General features: G+C 55.3%; 16 protein-coding genes. 14 read left to right on the top strand and 2 right to left on the bottom strand.

What is annotated here, in order from left to right; genetic code table 11:
- The first annotated feature begins 2 nt into the window (after window positions 1-2).
- The 5 genes from RGB73_RS29895 to RGB73_RS29875 all read left to right on the top strand — a co-directional run bounded on the left by RGB73_RS29895 (window position 3) and on the right by RGB73_RS29875 (window position 5,674).
- Window positions 3-1,940 (top strand): DHH family phosphoesterase, encoded by a 1,938-nt coding sequence (locus RGB73_RS29895; RefSeq protein WP_310767554.1) that lies wholly within the window; start codon window positions 3-5, stop codon window positions 1,938-1,940.
- Window positions 1,941-1,966: 26 nt separating this feature from the next.
- Complete coding sequence (gene rplI / locus RGB73_RS29890; RefSeq protein ID WP_310774611.1) at window positions 1,967-2,410, top strand: 50S ribosomal protein L9; 444 nt, start codon at window positions 1,967-1,969, stop codon at window positions 2,408-2,410.
- A 24-nt stretch (window positions 2,411-2,434) separates the two neighbouring features.
- The gene (gene dnaB / locus RGB73_RS29885) at window positions 2,435-3,784 is read left to right on the top strand and encodes a replicative DNA helicase (protein ID WP_310767553.1); all 1,350 of its coding nucleotides are present in this window, start codon (window positions 2,435-2,437) and stop codon (window positions 3,782-3,784) included.
- A gap of 251 nt (window positions 3,785-4,035) precedes the next feature.
- Window positions 4,036-5,322: an adenylosuccinate synthase gene (locus RGB73_RS29880; protein WP_310767551.1), complete on the top strand. Its 1,287-nt coding sequence runs from the start codon at window positions 4,036-4,038 to the stop codon at window positions 5,320-5,322.
- Window positions 5,323-5,470: 148 nt separating this feature from the next.
- Window positions 5,471-5,674 (top strand): hypothetical protein, encoded by a 204-nt coding sequence (locus RGB73_RS29875; RefSeq protein WP_396136243.1) that lies wholly within the window; start codon window positions 5,471-5,473, stop codon window positions 5,672-5,674.
- Between the two features lie 79 nt (window positions 5,675-5,753).
- On the opposite strand, the gene RGB73_RS29870 is transcribed toward RGB73_RS29875, so the two are convergent.
- Window positions 5,754-6,125 (bottom strand): hypothetical protein, encoded by a 372-nt coding sequence (locus tag RGB73_RS29870; RefSeq protein WP_310767547.1) that lies wholly within the window; start codon window positions 6,123-6,125, stop codon window positions 5,754-5,756.
- Window positions 6,126-6,387: 262 nt separating this feature from the next.
- Here RGB73_RS29870 and RGB73_RS29865 point away from each other — a divergent pair, with 262 nt between their 5' ends.
- The 6 genes from RGB73_RS29865 (at window position 6,388) to RGB73_RS29840 (ending at window position 13,589) form a co-directional block, all read left to right on the top strand.
- Window positions 6,388-7,887 carry a LysM peptidoglycan-binding domain-containing M23 family metallopeptidase gene (locus RGB73_RS29865; RefSeq protein WP_310767545.1) on the top strand — a complete coding sequence of 500 codons (1,500 nt, stop codon included), beginning with the start codon at window positions 6,388-6,390 and terminating at the stop codon, window positions 7,885-7,887.
- A gap of 186 nt (window positions 7,888-8,073) precedes the next feature.
- Window positions 8,074-8,784 (top strand): response regulator YycF, encoded by a 711-nt coding sequence (yycF, locus tag RGB73_RS29860; protein ID WP_310767543.1) that lies wholly within the window; start codon window positions 8,074-8,076, stop codon window positions 8,782-8,784.
- Entirely contained in the window at window positions 8,781-10,604 is a 1,824-nt protein-coding gene (walK, locus tag RGB73_RS29855; RefSeq protein WP_310767541.1) for a cell wall metabolism sensor histidine kinase WalK, read from the top strand. Before yycF ends, walK begins: the two co-directional genes overlap by 4 nt.
- Window positions 10,601-11,980, top strand: a complete 1,380-nt coding sequence (locus RGB73_RS29850) for a YycH family regulatory protein (protein WP_310767539.1) — start codon at window positions 10,601-10,603, stop codon at window positions 11,978-11,980. Before walK ends, RGB73_RS29850 begins: the two co-directional genes overlap by 4 nt.
- A complete protein-coding gene (locus RGB73_RS29845; protein ID WP_310767536.1) occupies window positions 11,967-12,740 on the top strand; it encodes a two-component system regulatory protein YycI in 774 nt (257 codons plus the stop codon). The genes RGB73_RS29850 and RGB73_RS29845 overlap by 14 nt, the downstream gene beginning before the upstream one ends.
- 60 nt (window positions 12,741-12,800) lie before the next feature.
- Window positions 12,801-13,589: an MBL fold metallo-hydrolase gene (locus tag RGB73_RS29840; protein WP_310767533.1), complete on the top strand. Its 789-nt coding sequence runs from the start codon at window positions 12,801-12,803 to the stop codon at window positions 13,587-13,589.
- Here the strand turns inward: RGB73_RS29840 and RGB73_RS29835 are convergent.
- Window positions 13,584-13,820, bottom strand: a complete 237-nt coding sequence (locus RGB73_RS29835) for a hypothetical protein (protein WP_310767530.1) — start codon at window positions 13,818-13,820, stop codon at window positions 13,584-13,586. The two genes, RGB73_RS29840 and RGB73_RS29835, sit on opposite strands and share 6 nt — an antisense overlap.
- 254 nt (window positions 13,821-14,074) lie before the next feature.
- Between RGB73_RS29835 and RGB73_RS29830 the strand changes: the two genes are divergently transcribed.
- The 3 genes from RGB73_RS29830 to rlmH all read left to right on the top strand — a co-directional run bounded on the left by RGB73_RS29830 (window position 14,075) and on the right by rlmH (window position 16,324).
- Complete coding sequence (locus RGB73_RS29830; protein WP_310767527.1) at window positions 14,075-15,304, top strand: S1C family serine protease; 1,230 nt, start codon at window positions 14,075-14,077, stop codon at window positions 15,302-15,304.
- Between the two features lie 296 nt (window positions 15,305-15,600).
- On the top strand, window positions 15,601-15,840 hold the full coding sequence (locus tag RGB73_RS29825) for a CxxH/CxxC protein (RefSeq protein WP_310767524.1): 240 nt from the start codon (window positions 15,601-15,603) through the stop codon (window positions 15,838-15,840).
- A gap of 4 nt (window positions 15,841-15,844) precedes the next feature.
- Complete coding sequence (rlmH, locus tag RGB73_RS29820) at window positions 15,845-16,324, top strand: 23S rRNA (pseudouridine(1915)-N(3))-methyltransferase RlmH (RefSeq protein ID WP_310767521.1); 480 nt, start codon at window positions 15,845-15,847, stop codon at window positions 16,322-16,324.
- Window positions 16,325-16,580: the final 256 nt, after the last annotated feature.

Here is a 16,580-nt window from a genome sequence, read left to right as displayed (position 1 = left end):
AAATGCCCAAATTCCTGTTAAAGCGTTGGTACGGGATGCATATGGTCCTGGCTCTCAGCTTTAGCTTACTGTTGCTGGGGATTTTGACCCTGCACCATTGGATGTACGGGGCGATCGGCATCGTCTGCCTGATTGGCCTGGTCATTTATGCGCTCCAGGCTGAAAAAGGATTCCAACGGGATTTGCGCCTGTATTTGGCTACGGTCACGCATCGCGTGAAGAAGGCCGGGGAAGGCGTCATTTCGGAGCTGCCGATCGGGATTCTTCTATACAATGAAGAAAAGGTCATTGAGTGGGTCAATCCGTTCATGACACATATGTCCGGGGACGAGCTGTTGATCGGGAAAAACCTGCAGGAAGTTTTTCCAGGGCTGAATGGGAAGCTGGAACAAAAACGGCTTGAATTTACCTACAACGAACGGGTATACGAAGTGCTGGTACGGGCTGAAGAGCGTCTGCTGTACTTTACAGACATCTCGGATTTCAAAGAGCTGACGGCCAAATACCATCGTGAAAAGGCTGCACTCGCCATCATCCATCTCGACAACCTGGACGAGATCGGTCAAGTGATGGATGACCAAAGCCGGACGCTGCTTTCCACGAGCGTCGCCGGTGTCATTACCGAGTGGGCAACCAAACATGGCATATACCTTCGCCGCATCACGGCTGACAAATTTTTGGCGCTGATGGAACGGGAAGCACTTGATAAATTAGAAGAAACGCGCTTTGACATCCTGGATGTCGTGCGGGAAATGACGGCGGACAACAAGATCCCGATCACCCTGAGCATCGGGGTTGGTGCGGCTGCCAGCACGTATATCGAATTGGGACAGATGGCGCAGTCGAGCTTGGACATCGCTCTTGGGCGCGGTGGCGACCAGGCTGCGGTCAAAATCGGAAACAAGCTCACCTTTTTCGGCGGTAAGTCCAATGCCGTGGAAAAGCGGACGCGCGTACGGGCACGGGTCATCGCCCATGCATTGCGCGACCTGATCCACGAAGCCGAACACGTCATCGTCATGGGCCACAAGCAGCCCGATATGGACTCCATCGGCGCATCACTCGGGGTACTGAAAGCGGTCCAGGTGCATAAAAAGTCAGCCTACATCGTCATGGACGAAGGAAACAATTCCGTGGAGCGGCTGATGCGGGAAATATACGCCAACGAAGAGTTGGCGGAGTCGTTCGTGACACCGGAGCAGGCGATTCGTCTGGTAACCGGGCGCACGCTGCTCGTCGTCGTCGATACGCATCGGCCGTCGCTGGTCATCGAGCCGAAGCTGCTGGGCGAAACCAGCCGAGTCGTCGTCATCGACCACCATCGCCGCTCCGAGGAATTCATCGAGCCCGTCCTGCTGTATTTGGAGCCGTATGCTTCGTCCACTTCCGAGCTGGTGACGGAGCTGCTGCAGTATCAGAGCGAACGGCTGAACATCGACAGCCTGATCGCGACTGCGCTGCTCGCGGGGATCGTCGTCGATACCAAAAGCTTTGCCTTCCGCACAGGCTCGCGGACGTTTGAAGCCGCGTCGTTCCTGCGCCGCAACGGCGCCGATACGGCGGCAGTCCAACGCCTGCTGAAGGAAGATGTGAGCCAGTACGTCAAGCGGGCGCGCATCATCATGAACACAGAGACATACCGTGACAATATGGCGATCGCCACAGGGGATCCTTCCGAGGAATATACGCAAGTCCAGGTAGCGCAGGCTGCGGAACAGCTGTTGACGCTGTCCGGCATTCAGGCATCGTTCGTGGCTGCGCAGCGCGCAGACGGCGCTATCCTGATCAGCGCGCGCTCCCTTGGTGACATCAACGTCCAGTCCGTCATGGAGCTGCTGGGCGGCGGGGGTCACTTGACCGGGGCAGCGACCCAGATCGAAGGCATCACCATGAAAGAAGCAATCCGGCGCTTGAAAGAAGCGATCGATTCGGTCATTTAGGCCAATAGAAAAAGGGGGAAACGATGATGAAAGTCATTTTTCTTCAAGACGTAAAAGGCCAAGGCAAAAAAGGCGAAATCAAGGACCTATCGGAAGGTTATGTACGCAACTTCCTGCTGCCGCGCGGTTTGGCGAAGGAAGCGACAGATAGCAATGTGAAGACGCTGGACGCGCAGAAGCGCAGCGAAGAAAAACGCAAAGAGCAAGAAAAGCAGGAAGCCCAGGAGCTGGCCGAAAAGCTGAAAGAGCTGACGGTGAAGATTAAAGGAAAAGCCGGTGAAGGCGGCCGACTGTTTGGCGCTATTTCCAGCAAGCAAGTCGCTCAAGCGCTGGAAGAGCAATTCAAAATCAAAGTAGACAAGCGCAAGCTCGAAATGGATGCGATTCGCGCTTTGGGTGTCACCCAAATCAAAGTAAAGCTGCACAATGAAGTCACGACAACGCTCAAAGTTCACGTGGTGGAAGAATAATGACGGACAAACGGAGGGTGTGACGTGAGCGACCTGTTTTTGGATCGAGTGCCGCCGCAGAACAAGGAAGCAGAACAATCGGTGCTTGGTGCCGTGTTCCTGTCCAAGGAAGCTCTCACAACAGCCATTGAGATTCTCCGTCCCGAGGATTTTTACAAGTCAGCACATCAGCGTATCTTTCAGACGATGGTGGATCTGTACGAAAAAGGAGAGCCGGTCGATCTCGTCACCGTGACGGCGGAGCTCCAGGACCACAAGCTGCTGGACGAGGTTGGCGGGGTCACGTATCTGACGGAAATCGCCAGTTCCGTTCCGACCGCAGCCAACATCGAGTATTACGCGAAGATCGTAGAAGAAAAATCGCTGCTCAGGCGTTTGATCCATACAGCGACCAAGATCGCCAATGACGGCTATTCCCGCGAAGACGAGGTCGCCGAAATCATCGCGGATGCCGAGAAGTATATCATGGAGATCGCACGGAACCGCAACAGCGGTGGGTTTATCCCGATCCGTGATGCGCTGATGGAGACGTATGAGCGCATTGAGTTCCTGAGCCAGCGTCAAGGAGACATTACCGGGATACCGACCGGGTACATCGATCTGGACAAGATGACGGCGGGCCTGCAGAGAAGCGACTTGATCATTCTCGCTGCCCGTCCTTCCGTAGGGAAGACGGCGTTTGCCCTGAATCTGGCGCAAAATGTCGCGGCACGGGCGGGCGAGACAGTCGCGATCTTCTCGCTCGAGATGGGGGCCACTCAGCTCGTACAGCGTATGATTTGCGCAGAAGGAAATCTCGATGCTTCCCGGATGCGTTCCGGGGCATTGGAGGAAGACGACTGGCAAAAGCTCACGATGGCAATCGGGACGCTGGCGAAGGCGCCGATCTACATCGATGATACGCCAGGGGTCACGGTCATGGACATTCGCGCCAAATGCCGCAGGCTGCAAGCAGAAAAAGGCCTCGGGTTGATTTTGATCGATTACTTGCAGCTGATTCACGGACGGGGAAAAGGTGACAACCGCCAGCAGGAAGTATCGGAAATTTCCCGTACGCTCAAAGGTATCGCCCGTGAGTTGAACGTGCCGGTCATCGCTCTGTCGCAGCTGAGCCGGGGTGTGGAGCAACGCCAGGACAAGCGCCCGATGATGTCCGACATCCGTGAGTCCGGTTCGATCGAGCAGGACGCGGATATCGTCGCTTTCCTTTACCGGGATGACTACTACGACAAGGAAACCGAGAACAAGAACGTCATCGAAGTCATTATCGCCAAACAGCGTAACGGCCCCACGGGCACCGTGGAATTGGCGTTCTTGAAGGAATTCAACAAATTCGTCAGCCTGGACAACCGTTTCCGCAACCAGGCTGGGTAAATGCAGCGAAAACAAAGCCGGAGCTTCTTGCTTTCGGCTTTTTCTTTTTGCACAAAAAGGGGAAAATAGGAGGAAGGTACGTGCAAAGTGCCCGGACAAAAGGGACTTTTGGAGCGTATGATTAATTACCGAACGTATAATCTTTCCACAATTCAAATGTTCGTATTTTCGTTGACATACAGGAAATGGTTTAGTACACTTAGATTGTTTCAGGCCCAAAAGGACATGATGATATCAGGAGGTGTTTTTCGATGTCAACAGTCGTTGTCGTCGGAACCCAGTGGGGCGATGAAGGTAAAGGTAAAATTACAGACTATCTGGCGGAAAGCGCAGAAGTTGTGGCTCGTTACCAAGGCGGTAACAACGCTGGCCACACCATTATTTTTGATGGTAACAAATACAAGCTGCATTTGATTCCATCCGGAATTTTTTATACAGATAAGATCTGCGTCATCGGAAACGGCATGGTTGTCGATCCGAGAGCGCTTGTGAAAGAACTGGAGTACATCCACAGCTTCGGTTTCTCCACTTCCAACCTGAGAATCAGCGATCGCGCACACGTGATCCTGCCGTACCACATCAAACTGGACGGCGTAGAGGAAGACAGCCGCGGCGCCAACAAAATTGGCACGACCCGCAAAGGCATCGGTCCTGCTTACATGGACAAAGCCGCACGCATCGGGATCCGCATCGCGGACCTGCTCGATCCGGAAGAGTTCAAGCGCAAGCTGGAGCGCAATCTGGCTGAGAAGAACATGCTGCTGGAAAAAGTGTACAACACGACTGGCTTCGAGCTTCAGGAAGTGCTGGATGAATACTTGGCAGTGGCTGAGATCATCCGTCCGTACGTCACCGACACTTCGGTGGTCCTGAATGACGCGATCGACCGCGGCAACCGCGTGTTGTTCGAAGGCGCACAGGGCGTATTGCTCGACATCGACCAAGGTACGTATCCATACGTCACTTCCTCCAATCCGATTGCGGGCGGAGTGACGATCGGTTCGGGCGTAGGTCCGACCAAAATCAATCAAGTCATCGGTGTGGCAAAAGCATACACCACTCGCGTAGGGGACGGACCGTTCCTGACGGAGCTGACCGATGCAGTCGGCGATCAAATCCGCGAAGTCGGTGCTGAATACGGTACGACCACAGGCCGTCCGCGCCGTGTCGGCTGGTTTGACAGCGTGGTTGTCCGCCATGCCCGTCGCGTCAGCGGCATCACCGGTTTGGCGATCACCAAGCTGGATACCCTGACCGGTATCGAAACGCTGCGCATTTGCACGGCTTACAAGTACAACGGCGAGGTTATCGAGTCCTTCCCGGCGAACCTGAACATGCTGGCTAAGTGCGAACCGGTATACGAAGAGCTGCCAGGCTGGACCGAAGACATCACAGGCGTTCGCAACCTCAACGATCTGCCGGAAAATGCTCGTCACTACATCGAGCGCATCACGCAATTGACCGGTATTCCGATGTCGATCTTCTCGGTCGGTCCGGATCGTGAGCAAACGGTTGTCGTTCGCGGCATTTACGGATAAGCAGCAGTACCGTGGAACTAGAAAAGGCTGTCGAATTTCGACGGCCTTTTTTGTTTTTCACAAATTTATTTCCCGGGGACAGACACGAAACGACACCATCTGGGCATATGGTAGAGCATAGCAAGGAAATGGAGAGGTGATCGCGATGATGGGTTTTGATCAAAAAGCCATGAAGCTGCTGGGGAAAAACGTACAGGTGAAGATGTTCAATGGCGTCGTCATCAAGGGAACCATGACTCATTTCGATAACGGGTACCTGTGCTTCATCACGACATACAAGCAGCGGGACGCGGAGAAAACGACCATTCGCCGGCTGGCGCTCAAAGATGTGACTTCCATGCTCGAGGTGTGATAATCGAATGAGCCAAAAGCAATGAGCCACCCTACCGCTTCGGGACAGGTGGCTATTATTTGTGGGGCTTATCTCATAGTCAGACCATCCCGCCGCAAGAAGTAATGATGCTGGTGGCCTGGTCGCCTCTCTCTTCCGGGACGACGGCGGTCAGCAGCACATTGCGGTTCAGGTTGTCGTCTCCCCGGTCGGCCATGCCGCTCGCGTCCGGATTGGCTGCAGCCAAAATGCTGGCATCGCGTCCGCTGGGGAAGTCGGCCGCCAGTGTCATGCTTCCCAGACTGGGGATTTCTCCGGAGATCGGATTCATGATCGATTCGTTCCCGTCTCCGGGGAATTGCCCGATCCTGTCGATCTGCACGATGGAAAAACCGGCAGAACGAAGGGCTTCGGCTGCCTTGGATGCGTCTTCTTCCGTGTGAAAACCTGCCAGAATGTTTCGTTCTTTCACATAAATCACCCTCCTGACCATCTAAAAACTTCCAGTTGCATGTACATATGATGACACTTCGCCAGCTTTTTTATTCGACAGCAATTTACACTTGATGTTGTCGTTATATATGTGGTAAAGTCGACATAGTTGGTTTCTTTAGGCAATTTGGCAGATTACTGGAAACTAAATATTGGGCTGAATGTCCTAGTCGGTATATTTAAATAATTGCGGAAATACCGAAAGCAAGGCAAGCTGTTTATGTTTTCAGGAGGGACAAGTTATGCAATGGTCGGAATGGAAGGCCAAGCTGCAGGAACGGTCGAAACTAATCGTTCAGAATTGCAGGCAGATGGCGAAGAGTACCATAGATCGGACAAGTACATACATACAAACGCACAAGAAACAAACGATTTCAGTCGCGGCAGGACTGGCGTTCACCGTAGCGGCAGGAGCATCCGCGCAATACTACTACACGAGCAACATCAACTCCGTGTACCACGTGTTCGTAAACGGCCAGGAGATCGGTGTAGTGGACAACCCCGATGTCGTCAACAGCTGGACGAAGGCCAAGCTGGAAGAAGAACAGGCGAAGAACGGATTGTCTTTGACGCTCTCCGACTACATCACGTTCAAGGAAGAGCAGAAGTTCAAAGCGCCTTTCGACAACCAGGCGGCGCTTAGCGCGCTCTCCGACATCGCCGACATCAAGGTCGACGCCGTCAAGCTGATCGTAGACGGAAAAGTGGTCGGGTACGCGGCAGATCAAGCGACGGCTGACCAAGTGCTTGCTCACGTGAAGGAAAAATATTCAGGCGTTCCGGTTCAGGCACAGAAAAAAGCGGCTGTCGCCGCTGCGTCTTTGTCGGCCCCTGCAGCGAGCAGCCCGATCAAGGAAGTCGCATTCAAGGAAGACGTGCAAACCGAGCTCGACTCGGTGACTGCTGCGCAAGTGCTGCCGGCGGACAAGCTCGAGGAGCTGCTGGAAAAAGGCACTTTCAAGCAAATGACCCACACGGTCGTCGAAGGTGATTGCATCGGGTGCATCGCCAAGCAATACGGCATCACCACGAAAGACATTTATGCCAACAACCCTGGCATTACGGAAAATACGCTGCTGCAGCTCGGGCAGCAAATCAACGTCACGGCGATTCGTCCGTATGTCACCGTGCAAGTGAAAGAGAACGTCTCCCAAAAGGAAACGATCGCGTATACTACGCAGATCAACAACAACGACAAGCTGCCCAAGGGAGAGACCAAAGTCATCCAGGAAGGCCGGGATGGCAGCAAGTTGGTCCAGTATGAAGTGACCAAGGAAAATGGACAAGTCGTGGACCGAAAGATCGTCAAACAGGATGTCATTGCACAGCCCGTCGCCAAGATCGTGGAGCGAGGAACCAAAGTGATTCCTTCCCGTGGGACAGGCCGTTTGAGCTGGCCAGCTGGCGGATACATCAGCAGCGGCTTTGGACAGCGCTGGGGCCGTCTGCATAAAGGGATCGACATCGCCGGCGGCGGCTCCGTAATGGCTGCCGACAATGGGCGCGTCACGTTTGCCGGATGGGATGGCGACTACGGGAAAGCGGTCATCATCGACCACGGCAACGGCATGGAAACACTGTATGGCCACATGAGCGTCATCAATGTAAAAGTGGGCGAAGTAGTATCGCAAGGAAAGAAAATCGGCGTCAAAGGTTCGACCGGAGATTCGACGGGCGTCCACCTGCACTTCGAGGTTCACGTAAACGGAAAGCTCCAGAACCCGATGCGTTACTTGCGATAGACACAACGAACTCAGATAGAAAAGGGGGATCTCGTTTCGGGATCTCCCTTTTTGTTTTGGCCTGCCAAAAACAGCTTCGGCAAGGGAGTCGTTTCCAGAGGGCTTCTTTACACGGGGGACATGGTGTATTGTAGAGGAATAGCAGCTCCGTAAGTGGAATCCTTATAGAGTAAAGGAGGGAGCGGGATGGCAAAACTCCTGGTGGTAGACGATGAAAAACCGATTGCGGATATTTTGAAGTTCACGTTTGAAAAGGAAGGGTATCAGGTCGTTTGCGCCTATGACGGCGAAGAAGCGCTGGTCGTGGTGCAAAACGAGAAGCCCGACTTGATCCTGCTGGATGTCATGCTTCCGGGGCGGGACGGGATGGATGTGTGCAGAGCGGTTCGCCAGTCGCACGATGTCCCGATCATCATGCTGACGGCAAAGGACTCTGAGCTGGACAAGGTCTTGGGCCTGGAGCTCGGAGCGGACGATTACGTGACCAAGCCGTTCAGCACGCGGGAGCTGGTAGCGCGGGTAAAGGCGCAGCTGCGCAGACATCAGCCCAAGAACGAGGAAAAGGAACAGCAGCACCTGCTGCGTGTGCATGAGCTGGAGATCGACCTTCATTCATATACGGTCGAAAAGATGGGCGAATTGCTCGATTTGACCCATCGCGAGTTTGAGCTGCTCGTGTATTTGGCCCGCCATCAGGGACAGGTGCTTACGCGCGAGCATTTGCTCCAGTCTGTCTGGGGCTTCGACTACTTCGGCGATGTGCGGACGGTCGATGTGACGATCCGCCGCTTGCGGGAAAAGATCGAGGATGACCCGAGCCAGCCGAAATACATCATTACACGCCGCGGCCTGGGATACACCTTGCGTAACCCGGGTCTGGGAGGAACGCCTGGATGAGGCGGCTGTTCAAAACCATTCAATGGAAAATGGTTGTCATTTACATGCTGCTCATCCTGCTGGCGATGCAGTTCATTGGAGCGTACTTTGCCCGGGAAGTGGAGAGCTATTTCATCAACAACTTTTCCGAAGCGCTCAATGGCCAGGCGAGCTTGCTGGCGAGCCTGCTGGAGAGCGATTTGCGGCCCCGAGACGGGAAGGAGCAGAATCCCGAGCAGTATCGGCAGGATATCGACAATCTGATCAACAACCTGGTCAAGATCAACGGAGCCAACGTGCAGGTCATCGACCAGACGGGGACGGTCGTGAGCACGACGGAGGATAAAAGCACGATCGGCCAGCGCACGTCCCAGCCGGAAGTGACCATCGCCCTCCTGGGGACACGCAGCGAGTCGATGCGGATCGATCCGCGCACAGGAGCGCGCGTGAAAGTACTGGTGCTGCCGGTCAAAGGAGATCAGATCGTGTACGGCGCCGTCTACATGGTCGCGTCCATGGAGGGCACCTATACGACGATCCGCAAAATGAACGGGATCCTGGCGACAGGCACGATGTTCGCCCTGGTCATCACTGTAGTGCTGGGCGTGGTGCTCGCCCGGACGATTACCAAGCCGGTCAAGGAGATGACTCGCCAGGCCAGAGCGGTGGCTGACGGAGACTTCAACCGCCATGTGCGCGTGTACAGCGGAGACGAGATCGGCCAGCTGGGGATGGCTTTTAACCATATGACCTTGCGTTTGCAGGAAGCGATCCTGCAGCAAGAGGAAGAGCGGGAAAAGCTCGCGGGCATCTTGAGCAACATGACGGACGGCGTGATTGCAGCCGATCGAAAGGGCAACATTATCTTGTTCAACCGCGCAGCGGAAGAGATGCTGCAGGTGACGATGGCCGAGGTGCTCGCCAAAGGGCGGACGCTGTACGATTTGCTTCGGCTTCCTCCCGAGGATGAGATGCCGTTGCATGAGCAGGTGGACCCGCTGTTCATCGAAATGGTGCTCCCGAACCGGGACGAAGTGATATTGCGCGTGACCTTCACGCCGCTTCAGCACGACAGCGGCAAAAAAGGCGGAATCATCGCCGTGGTGGCAGACGTCACCGAGCAGCAACGCCTGGAGCAGCAGCGGCGGGAATTCGTGGCCAACGTATCCCACGAGCTGCGCACGCCGCTGACGACGATCAAGAGCTACGTCGAAGCGCTGCTGGACGGTGCAGTGGAAGAGCCGGAGCTGTCCAACCGCTTTTTGCGGGTGACGATGTCGGAGACGGAGCGGATGATCCGGCTGGTCAACGATTTGCTGCAGCTGTCCCGTTTTGATTCCCAGGGAGTGCGGCTGCATTGCAAGGAGGCCGATTTGCATCGGCTGCTGCGCTATGCCGCCGACCGCTTTTCCATGTTCGGGGAGCAGCAGGACGTGCAGCTCAGTTTGGACGTGCCCGATCAGCTTCCGCCAGTCTTCATCGATCAGGACGCGATCAATCAGGTGCTCGACAATCTGTTGTCCAATGCGATCAAGTACTCGCGTCAGGGCGGCCAGGTCGTTTTGCAGGCGACAGCGAACCACCAGCAGAAGCGGGTCGTGATCTCTATCGCCGATACGGGCATCGGAATCCCGAGCCGCGACTTGAAGCGGATCTTCGAGCGCTTTTACCGGGTGGACAAAGCACGCTCGCGGGGACAGGGCGGTACCGGCTTGGGACTGGCCATCGCCCGCGAACTGGTGCAGGCGCACGGAGCGGACATTGAGATCACCAGCGAGTGGAATGTGGGGACGACCGTTACGTTCTGGGTTCCATTTGCCCAAGGGGGGAAAGCGGGATGAAGCGGTGGCTGGAACCTGCCAAGACCGTATTGCTCAACCTGCTGGTGCTGGCGAGCTTTTGCTTGACCGCCATGTTGTGGAGCAACCAGCCGAAGTTTCAGTTTATCGAGCCTGCCCAATACACGGAGTCCAAGCCTGTCCAGGAGAAACAGCTGGAACAGCTCGTGACGCCGGAATCGGTTGTTTTCCATTATGGAGGAGACCGCCATACCAAAGCGGTATCGACGGACGGTCCGTACAGCATGATCGTAAAGGAAATGTCCAAATGGATTTTTCTCGATTTCACGCCGTATACGCTCTCCAATGAAAAGTGGGGGGAAATTGCCCGGGAAAAGATGGGGGTCGAGGTGCGATTCCGAAGCAGCGTTCCTTTATCGGTCGTAGGTCGTCTGGTGACGTTTCGCGACGATTACGATACGAAGATGAAGGGGATCGACCGGCTTTGGCTCTACTACGAGAAGGATGAGGATCTCGTCTACGCTCTGTTCCTGTCGGCGGATGAAGGGGAAATGATGCGGTCTCGGACGTCGATCAGCTTGAAGGATTTGCGCGATTCGTACCTGGCGACAGGCAATCAGATGCCCGAGCAAATCATGAAGATCGTAAAACCGGAGCGGGCGTATTCCGCCATGGACGGAGCGACGCCGGTATGGAGCATGTTTTACCTTCCGAAAAATCAGGGGCGGATGCAGCAGTACCGGTACAGCTATGAGACGGTCAGCAACGAGAGGCTGATCGAAGCGTATTTCCTTGATCCGTCGCTGGTGCGGCAAATCATGGAGCGGGACAAGGCGGTCATCTTTACGGATGGAAGCCGCTCGATTCAGCTGCGATCGGAGGAGCAGGCGATGACGTTTACCGATCCGGCCTATCAGCAGCGGGCTCAGGAGCTGTCCGACGAAGAGAAGGTCCAGGGAGCCGTGACCTTTATCAACAAGCATTTGGGCTGGCTGGATGACTACCATTTTGAGCGGATGAAAAAGAGCTACAATGAAAAGGACCTGATTACGTTTCGCCAGTACATCGGGGCGTATCCGCTGATCAGCCAGGGGGACAAGCCGCTCGATACGATCCAGATCACATCAGAGGCCGGGCAAGTCGTGACCTTGAGCCGTTCGCTCCTGAGTCTGGACAAGTACCTGTCCAACAAAGAGTGGACGGTCATGTCGGGGCCTGAGCTGTATCAGCTGATCCGCGACAAGAAGCTGGCGAATACGGATAGCATCACGGACGTGTACTTGGCCTACCAAACCAAAGTAGGGGAAGGGTATGTAGACCTGATGCCGATCTGGGTAGTGGAAATGGCAAATCAGGCCGATCTGTACATTTCCGCCGAGGCCAAGCAGGGAGGGGGAAAGGTGCATGGATTGGAGTAAGACCAAGACGATCCTGATCTGGGCCTTTCTGCTCCTCGATCTGTTTCTCGGCTATCAGGTGTACGTCACGAGGATCAACTTCTGGAACGACCGAGACGTCGCACAGGGCGACAGATGGGATATGGAAATGTACTTGAAGCAGCAGAACATCGCGTTGGTGACCGATGTGCCGCAGGAGACGCCAGAAATGTCATACCTGAATGCGGAATACGTGGGGATCAATCCGATGTCGCTCCAGGCGATGCCGGGGATGACGGCGACCATGGAAAAGATGTCGCTGGCGGTCAAGCTCGATCCGCCGCTGCAGATTCGCGGGCAGATCACGCCTGCGGAGCTCTTGCGCCAGATCGGCCCTCGCCTGCTGTACGCGGATCAGTACACGGCGGACATGTACCAGTCGAATCAGGGGCGCCTGCTGTACTGGCAAGTCTACGACAAGATGCCGGTGTTCGTCGCGCCCCTCGAGGTGTATTTGCAAAATGGCTCGATTTTGGGATACCGGCAGACGTATTTCCACATCCGCAAGCAGGAGCGCGGCCGGCAAGTGATCTCCGGATATACGGCGCTGCGTTCGCTGGTGGACAAGCAGATCATCGAGCCGGGGGAAAGAATCGAGAGCGTGAGCCTGGGGTATTATGGCTCGTACGATGCGGATATTCAGGCATTGGCTCCGGTCTGGCGGGTCATTCACGACGGCAAGCAGCATTTCGTCAATGCGTTTACGGGCGCTCTGGAGCGGCCGATGGTGACGCAGCGGTGAGGACGAAAAGCACGAACAGACAGACAGCGCATGGGTGCGTTACGGGAAGAGGGATGTTTGGTGAGATTTAGTGTACTGGCAAGCGGAAGCACGGGCAACGCCATCTATGTGGCGACTGACCGTGTCTCCGTGCTGATCGATGTCGGCATCACGGGGAAACAGGCAGAAGCGGCGTTGCAGTCGATCGGAGTCAATCCGTCTGACCTGAGCGCCATCCTCGTCACTCACGAGCATGTCGACCATATCAAAGGGGTCGGGGTCATGGCGCGGCGCTATGGCTTGCCGATCTTCGCCAATGAAAAGACTTGGGCCGAGCTGGACGGCCAGATCGGGACCGTGAAAGAGGACCAGCGGCGGTTGTTTGCCGTCGGAGAAAAACAAGAACTGGAAGATTTGGGGATTGAATCGTTCGGGATTTCCCACGATGCGGCGGAGCCGATGGGCTTTTGCTTTTACCATGGCGCGAAAAAGCTCAGCGTCGCCACCGACCTCGGATATGTCAGCGACAAGATCAAGGAGACGATCCGCGGTGCGGACGCATACGTATTTGAGTCCAACCACGACGTGGAGCTGCTGCGCATGTCGCAGTACCCGTGGAGCATCAAGCGGCGCATTTTGAGCGATGTCGGGCACTTGTCCAATGAAGCGGCAGGCGATGCCCTGATCGACGTCTTGAGCGGCGGGGCCGAGCGGGTGTACCTGGCCCACCTGAGCAAGGAAAACAACATGATCGACCTGGCGCGACTCACGGTGAAAGGCATTCTGGAGGAAAAGGGCCTGGTCGTCGGGGACGATGTCCACTTGCGCGACACGTACCCGGATCGCCCGACGAAGCTGGAAGAGCTATAGGAGCGGCTTGATTTGCGCCTGGCGCTTGCTGACGGCATCGGTCAGCCGGGCGTATGTCTCGACGTGAAAGGTCAATTGCGAGTCCAGCTCGGTCATCTTGGTTCGCAGCTCCTCGTGGGTGAAGAGCCCTTTGGCGACCAGCAGCTCGATGACGGAATGCAGGACGAGCGTATTGTGGTAACCCACTTCTTGCAGGTCAGCCAGCTTGGCGATCAGTTGTACTTCTTTCACGTCTATCAATCCTTTCGAAAAAGCTTTTAATCTATCATATCCGGGCCCTCGGCGAAATATTCCGAGGGCCTTTTTACATTCCACAACCTTTCCATATTTCTCACGCGTTTTTGCCGAAAACGGGACGTATACTGAGGATGTCAAAAGGAAGCAACCCAAAAACGAATGAGCAGCACACTGACAAAACAAACGCAAGTATAGGAGTTCAGCAAACCTGCAACCCTAGTAGTAATAGAGGAAGGAGAGTGTGAATCATGGGGTTTTATGATGATTTGACTCGCGTCGAGCGGAACGATCGGCGTGGGCGAGGTGTTGGACGCATGATCATGACGTCTGTCACTTCGGCGGTGATTGGGGGAATGGTCGTCCTACTCGCGCTGCCGACTCTCTCCAACGCCGGTTACATTAATATGGTGAAGCCGAGCGCTTCCAACGTCATGAGCAATCCGACAGCCAGTCTGTTTGCGACACCGGTCTCCGTGAAGGTGGAGACAGGCACGGTGGACGCCGTGAAAAAAGTGGAAAACGCCGTAGTCGGCGTCATCAACATCGGCCGTACCCGGACCAACTGGGTGAACGGCAATTCCCAAGATGTCGAGCAGGGCGAAGGCTCCGGCGTCATCTTCGAGAAGAAGGGCGGAAAAGCCCACATCATCACCAACTACCACGTCATTGACCAGGCGCAAAAACTGGAGGTCGCGCTCCCAACCGGCGACAAGGTGGAAGCGAAGATCCTGGGTGCCGATATGTTTGCCGATCTCGCCGTACTGGAGATCGACGCCTCCAAAGTATCGACCGTCGCGGAACTGGGCGACTCTTCGACGCTGCAAGTCGGCGAGCCGGCCATCGCCATCGGGAACCCGCTGGGCATGAAGTTCTCCCGTACGGTGACCCAAGGCATCATCTCCTCGCTTGAGCGCTCCATGCCGATGGACCTCAACGAAGACGGCCAAGACGACTGGGAACTGGATGTTCTGCAGACGGATGCCGCGATCAACCCTGGCAACAGCGGTGGCGCACTGGTCAACATCAAAGGCCAGGTTATCGGTATCAATACATTGAAGATCTCCAAGGAAGGCGTCGAAGGCTTGGGCTTCGCCCTCCCGATCAACGACGTGAAAGCCATCGTCAGCGAGCTGATGGAAAAAGGCAAACTGGAGCGCGCGTATCTGGGCGTCACTCCATACGACCTGACCAACGTGCCGCGCTACAACTGGAAAGAGACTCTGAATCTGCCTGACGACGTACAGGCCGGTGTCGTGATCCAGAACGAGGTAGGCAAATTCTCGCCGGCAGGCCAGGCAGGACTGAGACAGTACGACGTCATCGTCAAGATGGACGGCAAGGACATCAACAACGGCGCTCAGCTCCGCAAATACCTGACCCTGGACAAAAAACCGGGTGATTCTGTCGAGATTACCTACTACCGCGATGGTTTCAAGAAGACCACCAGCGTGAAACTGACGAAGTCCCCTGACCAATAAGGTCGGAATGAATAAGGGCCGCTTGTCATCACCCGTAACGGCCGAAAACGAATGAATTCGTAACCTTTGACAGGCAATTCCGGGATGCAGTTTGTCCCGTTTGCATAAATGTAGTACCTAGTTCCCCTCTATCTATTTTCGAATAGATCCCTTCTTGCAAGCGCCGAGGCTTTTCTCGGCGCTCTTTTTTTGGTTGCAGGAGGCTTCCGGCCAGCCGGGCAGCCATTTGTTTTCTTTCCAATCTGGGGTAGAATATAGAGCGAAATCACGTATGGACGGAAAAGGGGTACAGAAAGATGGACAAGAAGCTGGAGAGCGTAACAATCGAAGGCAAGGAAGTGGCGCTGCAGCCGGGATTTCCCGTGCGCTTCGCGTGCATGGAGCACTTCGACCAGGAGCTGGACGATTACGTCAACGATTTCGAGGCGGCGCCGGATACATACCGGGCGGACCTGATTGCGGATGAGATGGACAAGCGCTGCCGGGAGTGCGGTGCCCCGGCGAAGGTCGCGCTGTTGAAAGAGAAAGGATTGTAGAGACGTGCAAATTTCGATCATTTCAGTAGGGAAGCTCAAGGAAAAATATTTGCGCGAGGGCATCGAGGAGTACAGCAAACGGCTCTCGGCGTACTGCAAGCTGCAGATCGTGGAGGTCAGCGACGAAAAGGCGCCGGAAGAGATGAGCGCGGCGGAGATGGAGCAGGTGAAGCGCAAGGAAGGCGAGCGCATCCTGGCGCAGATCAAGCAGGATCAGTACGTCATCGCGCTGGCCATCGAGGGCCAGATGTGGTCGTCGGAAAAGCTGTCGGCGGAGATGGACAGGCTGGCACTGCACGGGCGCAGCCAGGTGGCGTTTGTGATCGGGGGGTCACTTGGGCTCGCCGACACGGTGTTGAAGCGGGCGGATGCGCTGTTGTCGTTTTCCAAGATGACGTTTCCCCATCAGCTGGTGAGACTGGTGCTGCTGGAGCAGGTTTATCGGGCGTTTCGGATTAGTCGGGGGGAACCGTATCACAAGTAGGGCGAAAATTGAGGCATAACGTCTCGAGGGATGCCCGATGCGACCTTCATGGAATTCATGCATTCCGGCCATGCTCCAAGCATTGAAGAACCTGAACGTTTTATAACAGAGGTAACGAATTTCTTTTCTTGACGACTTCTGTTGGACATACCTTTCCTTAAGAATAATCACTAGAAAGAACCCCGGAGATTCTATTTCTCGAGGAAATTAGTAATTTTAAGGGCCATCCCGCAAAGGATGGCCCTAAAACTTGCCG

The organism is Brevibacillus brevis (genome assembly GCF_031583145.1).
In the GTDB taxonomy this organism is placed as follows: Bacteria; Bacillota; Bacilli; order Brevibacillales; family Brevibacillaceae; genus Brevibacillus; species Brevibacillus brevis_E.
Note: the sequence above shows the minus strand (reverse complement) of the source record. Positions and strands in the feature narration are given on the sequence as shown.

Coding starts and splice junctions, on each gene's coding strand:
- walK (WP_310767541.1), top strand. CDS start 8,781: ATGAGGCGGCTGTTCAAAACCATTCAATGGAAAATGGTTGTCATTTAC.
- RGB73_RS29845 (WP_310767536.1), top strand. CDS start 11,967: ATGGATTGGAGTAAGACCAAGACGATCCTGATCTGGGCCTTTCTGCTC.
- rplI (WP_310774611.1), top strand. CDS start 1,967: ATGAAAGTCATTTTTCTTCAAGACGTAAAAGGCCAAGGCAAAAAAGGC.
- RGB73_RS29850 (WP_310767539.1), top strand. CDS start 10,601: ATGAAGCGGTGGCTGGAACCTGCCAAGACCGTATTGCTCAACCTGCTG.
- RGB73_RS29875 (WP_396136243.1), top strand. CDS start 5,471: ATGGGTTTTGATCAAAAAGCCATGAAGCTGCTGGGGAAAAACGTACAG.
- RGB73_RS29830 (WP_310767527.1), top strand. CDS start 14,075: ATGGGGTTTTATGATGATTTGACTCGCGTCGAGCGGAACGATCGGCGT.
- RGB73_RS29825 (WP_310767524.1), top strand. CDS start 15,601: ATGGACAAGAAGCTGGAGAGCGTAACAATCGAAGGCAAGGAAGTGGCG.
- RGB73_RS29880 (WP_310767551.1), top strand. CDS start 4,036: ATGTCAACAGTCGTTGTCGTCGGAACCCAGTGGGGCGATGAAGGTAAA.
- RGB73_RS29895 (WP_310767554.1), top strand. CDS start 3: ATGCCCAAATTCCTGTTAAAGCGTTGGTACGGGATGCATATGGTCCTG.
- yycF (WP_310767543.1), top strand. CDS start 8,074: ATGGCAAAACTCCTGGTGGTAGACGATGAAAAACCGATTGCGGATATT.
- RGB73_RS29865 (WP_310767545.1), top strand. CDS start 6,388: ATGCAATGGTCGGAATGGAAGGCCAAGCTGCAGGAACGGTCGAAACTA.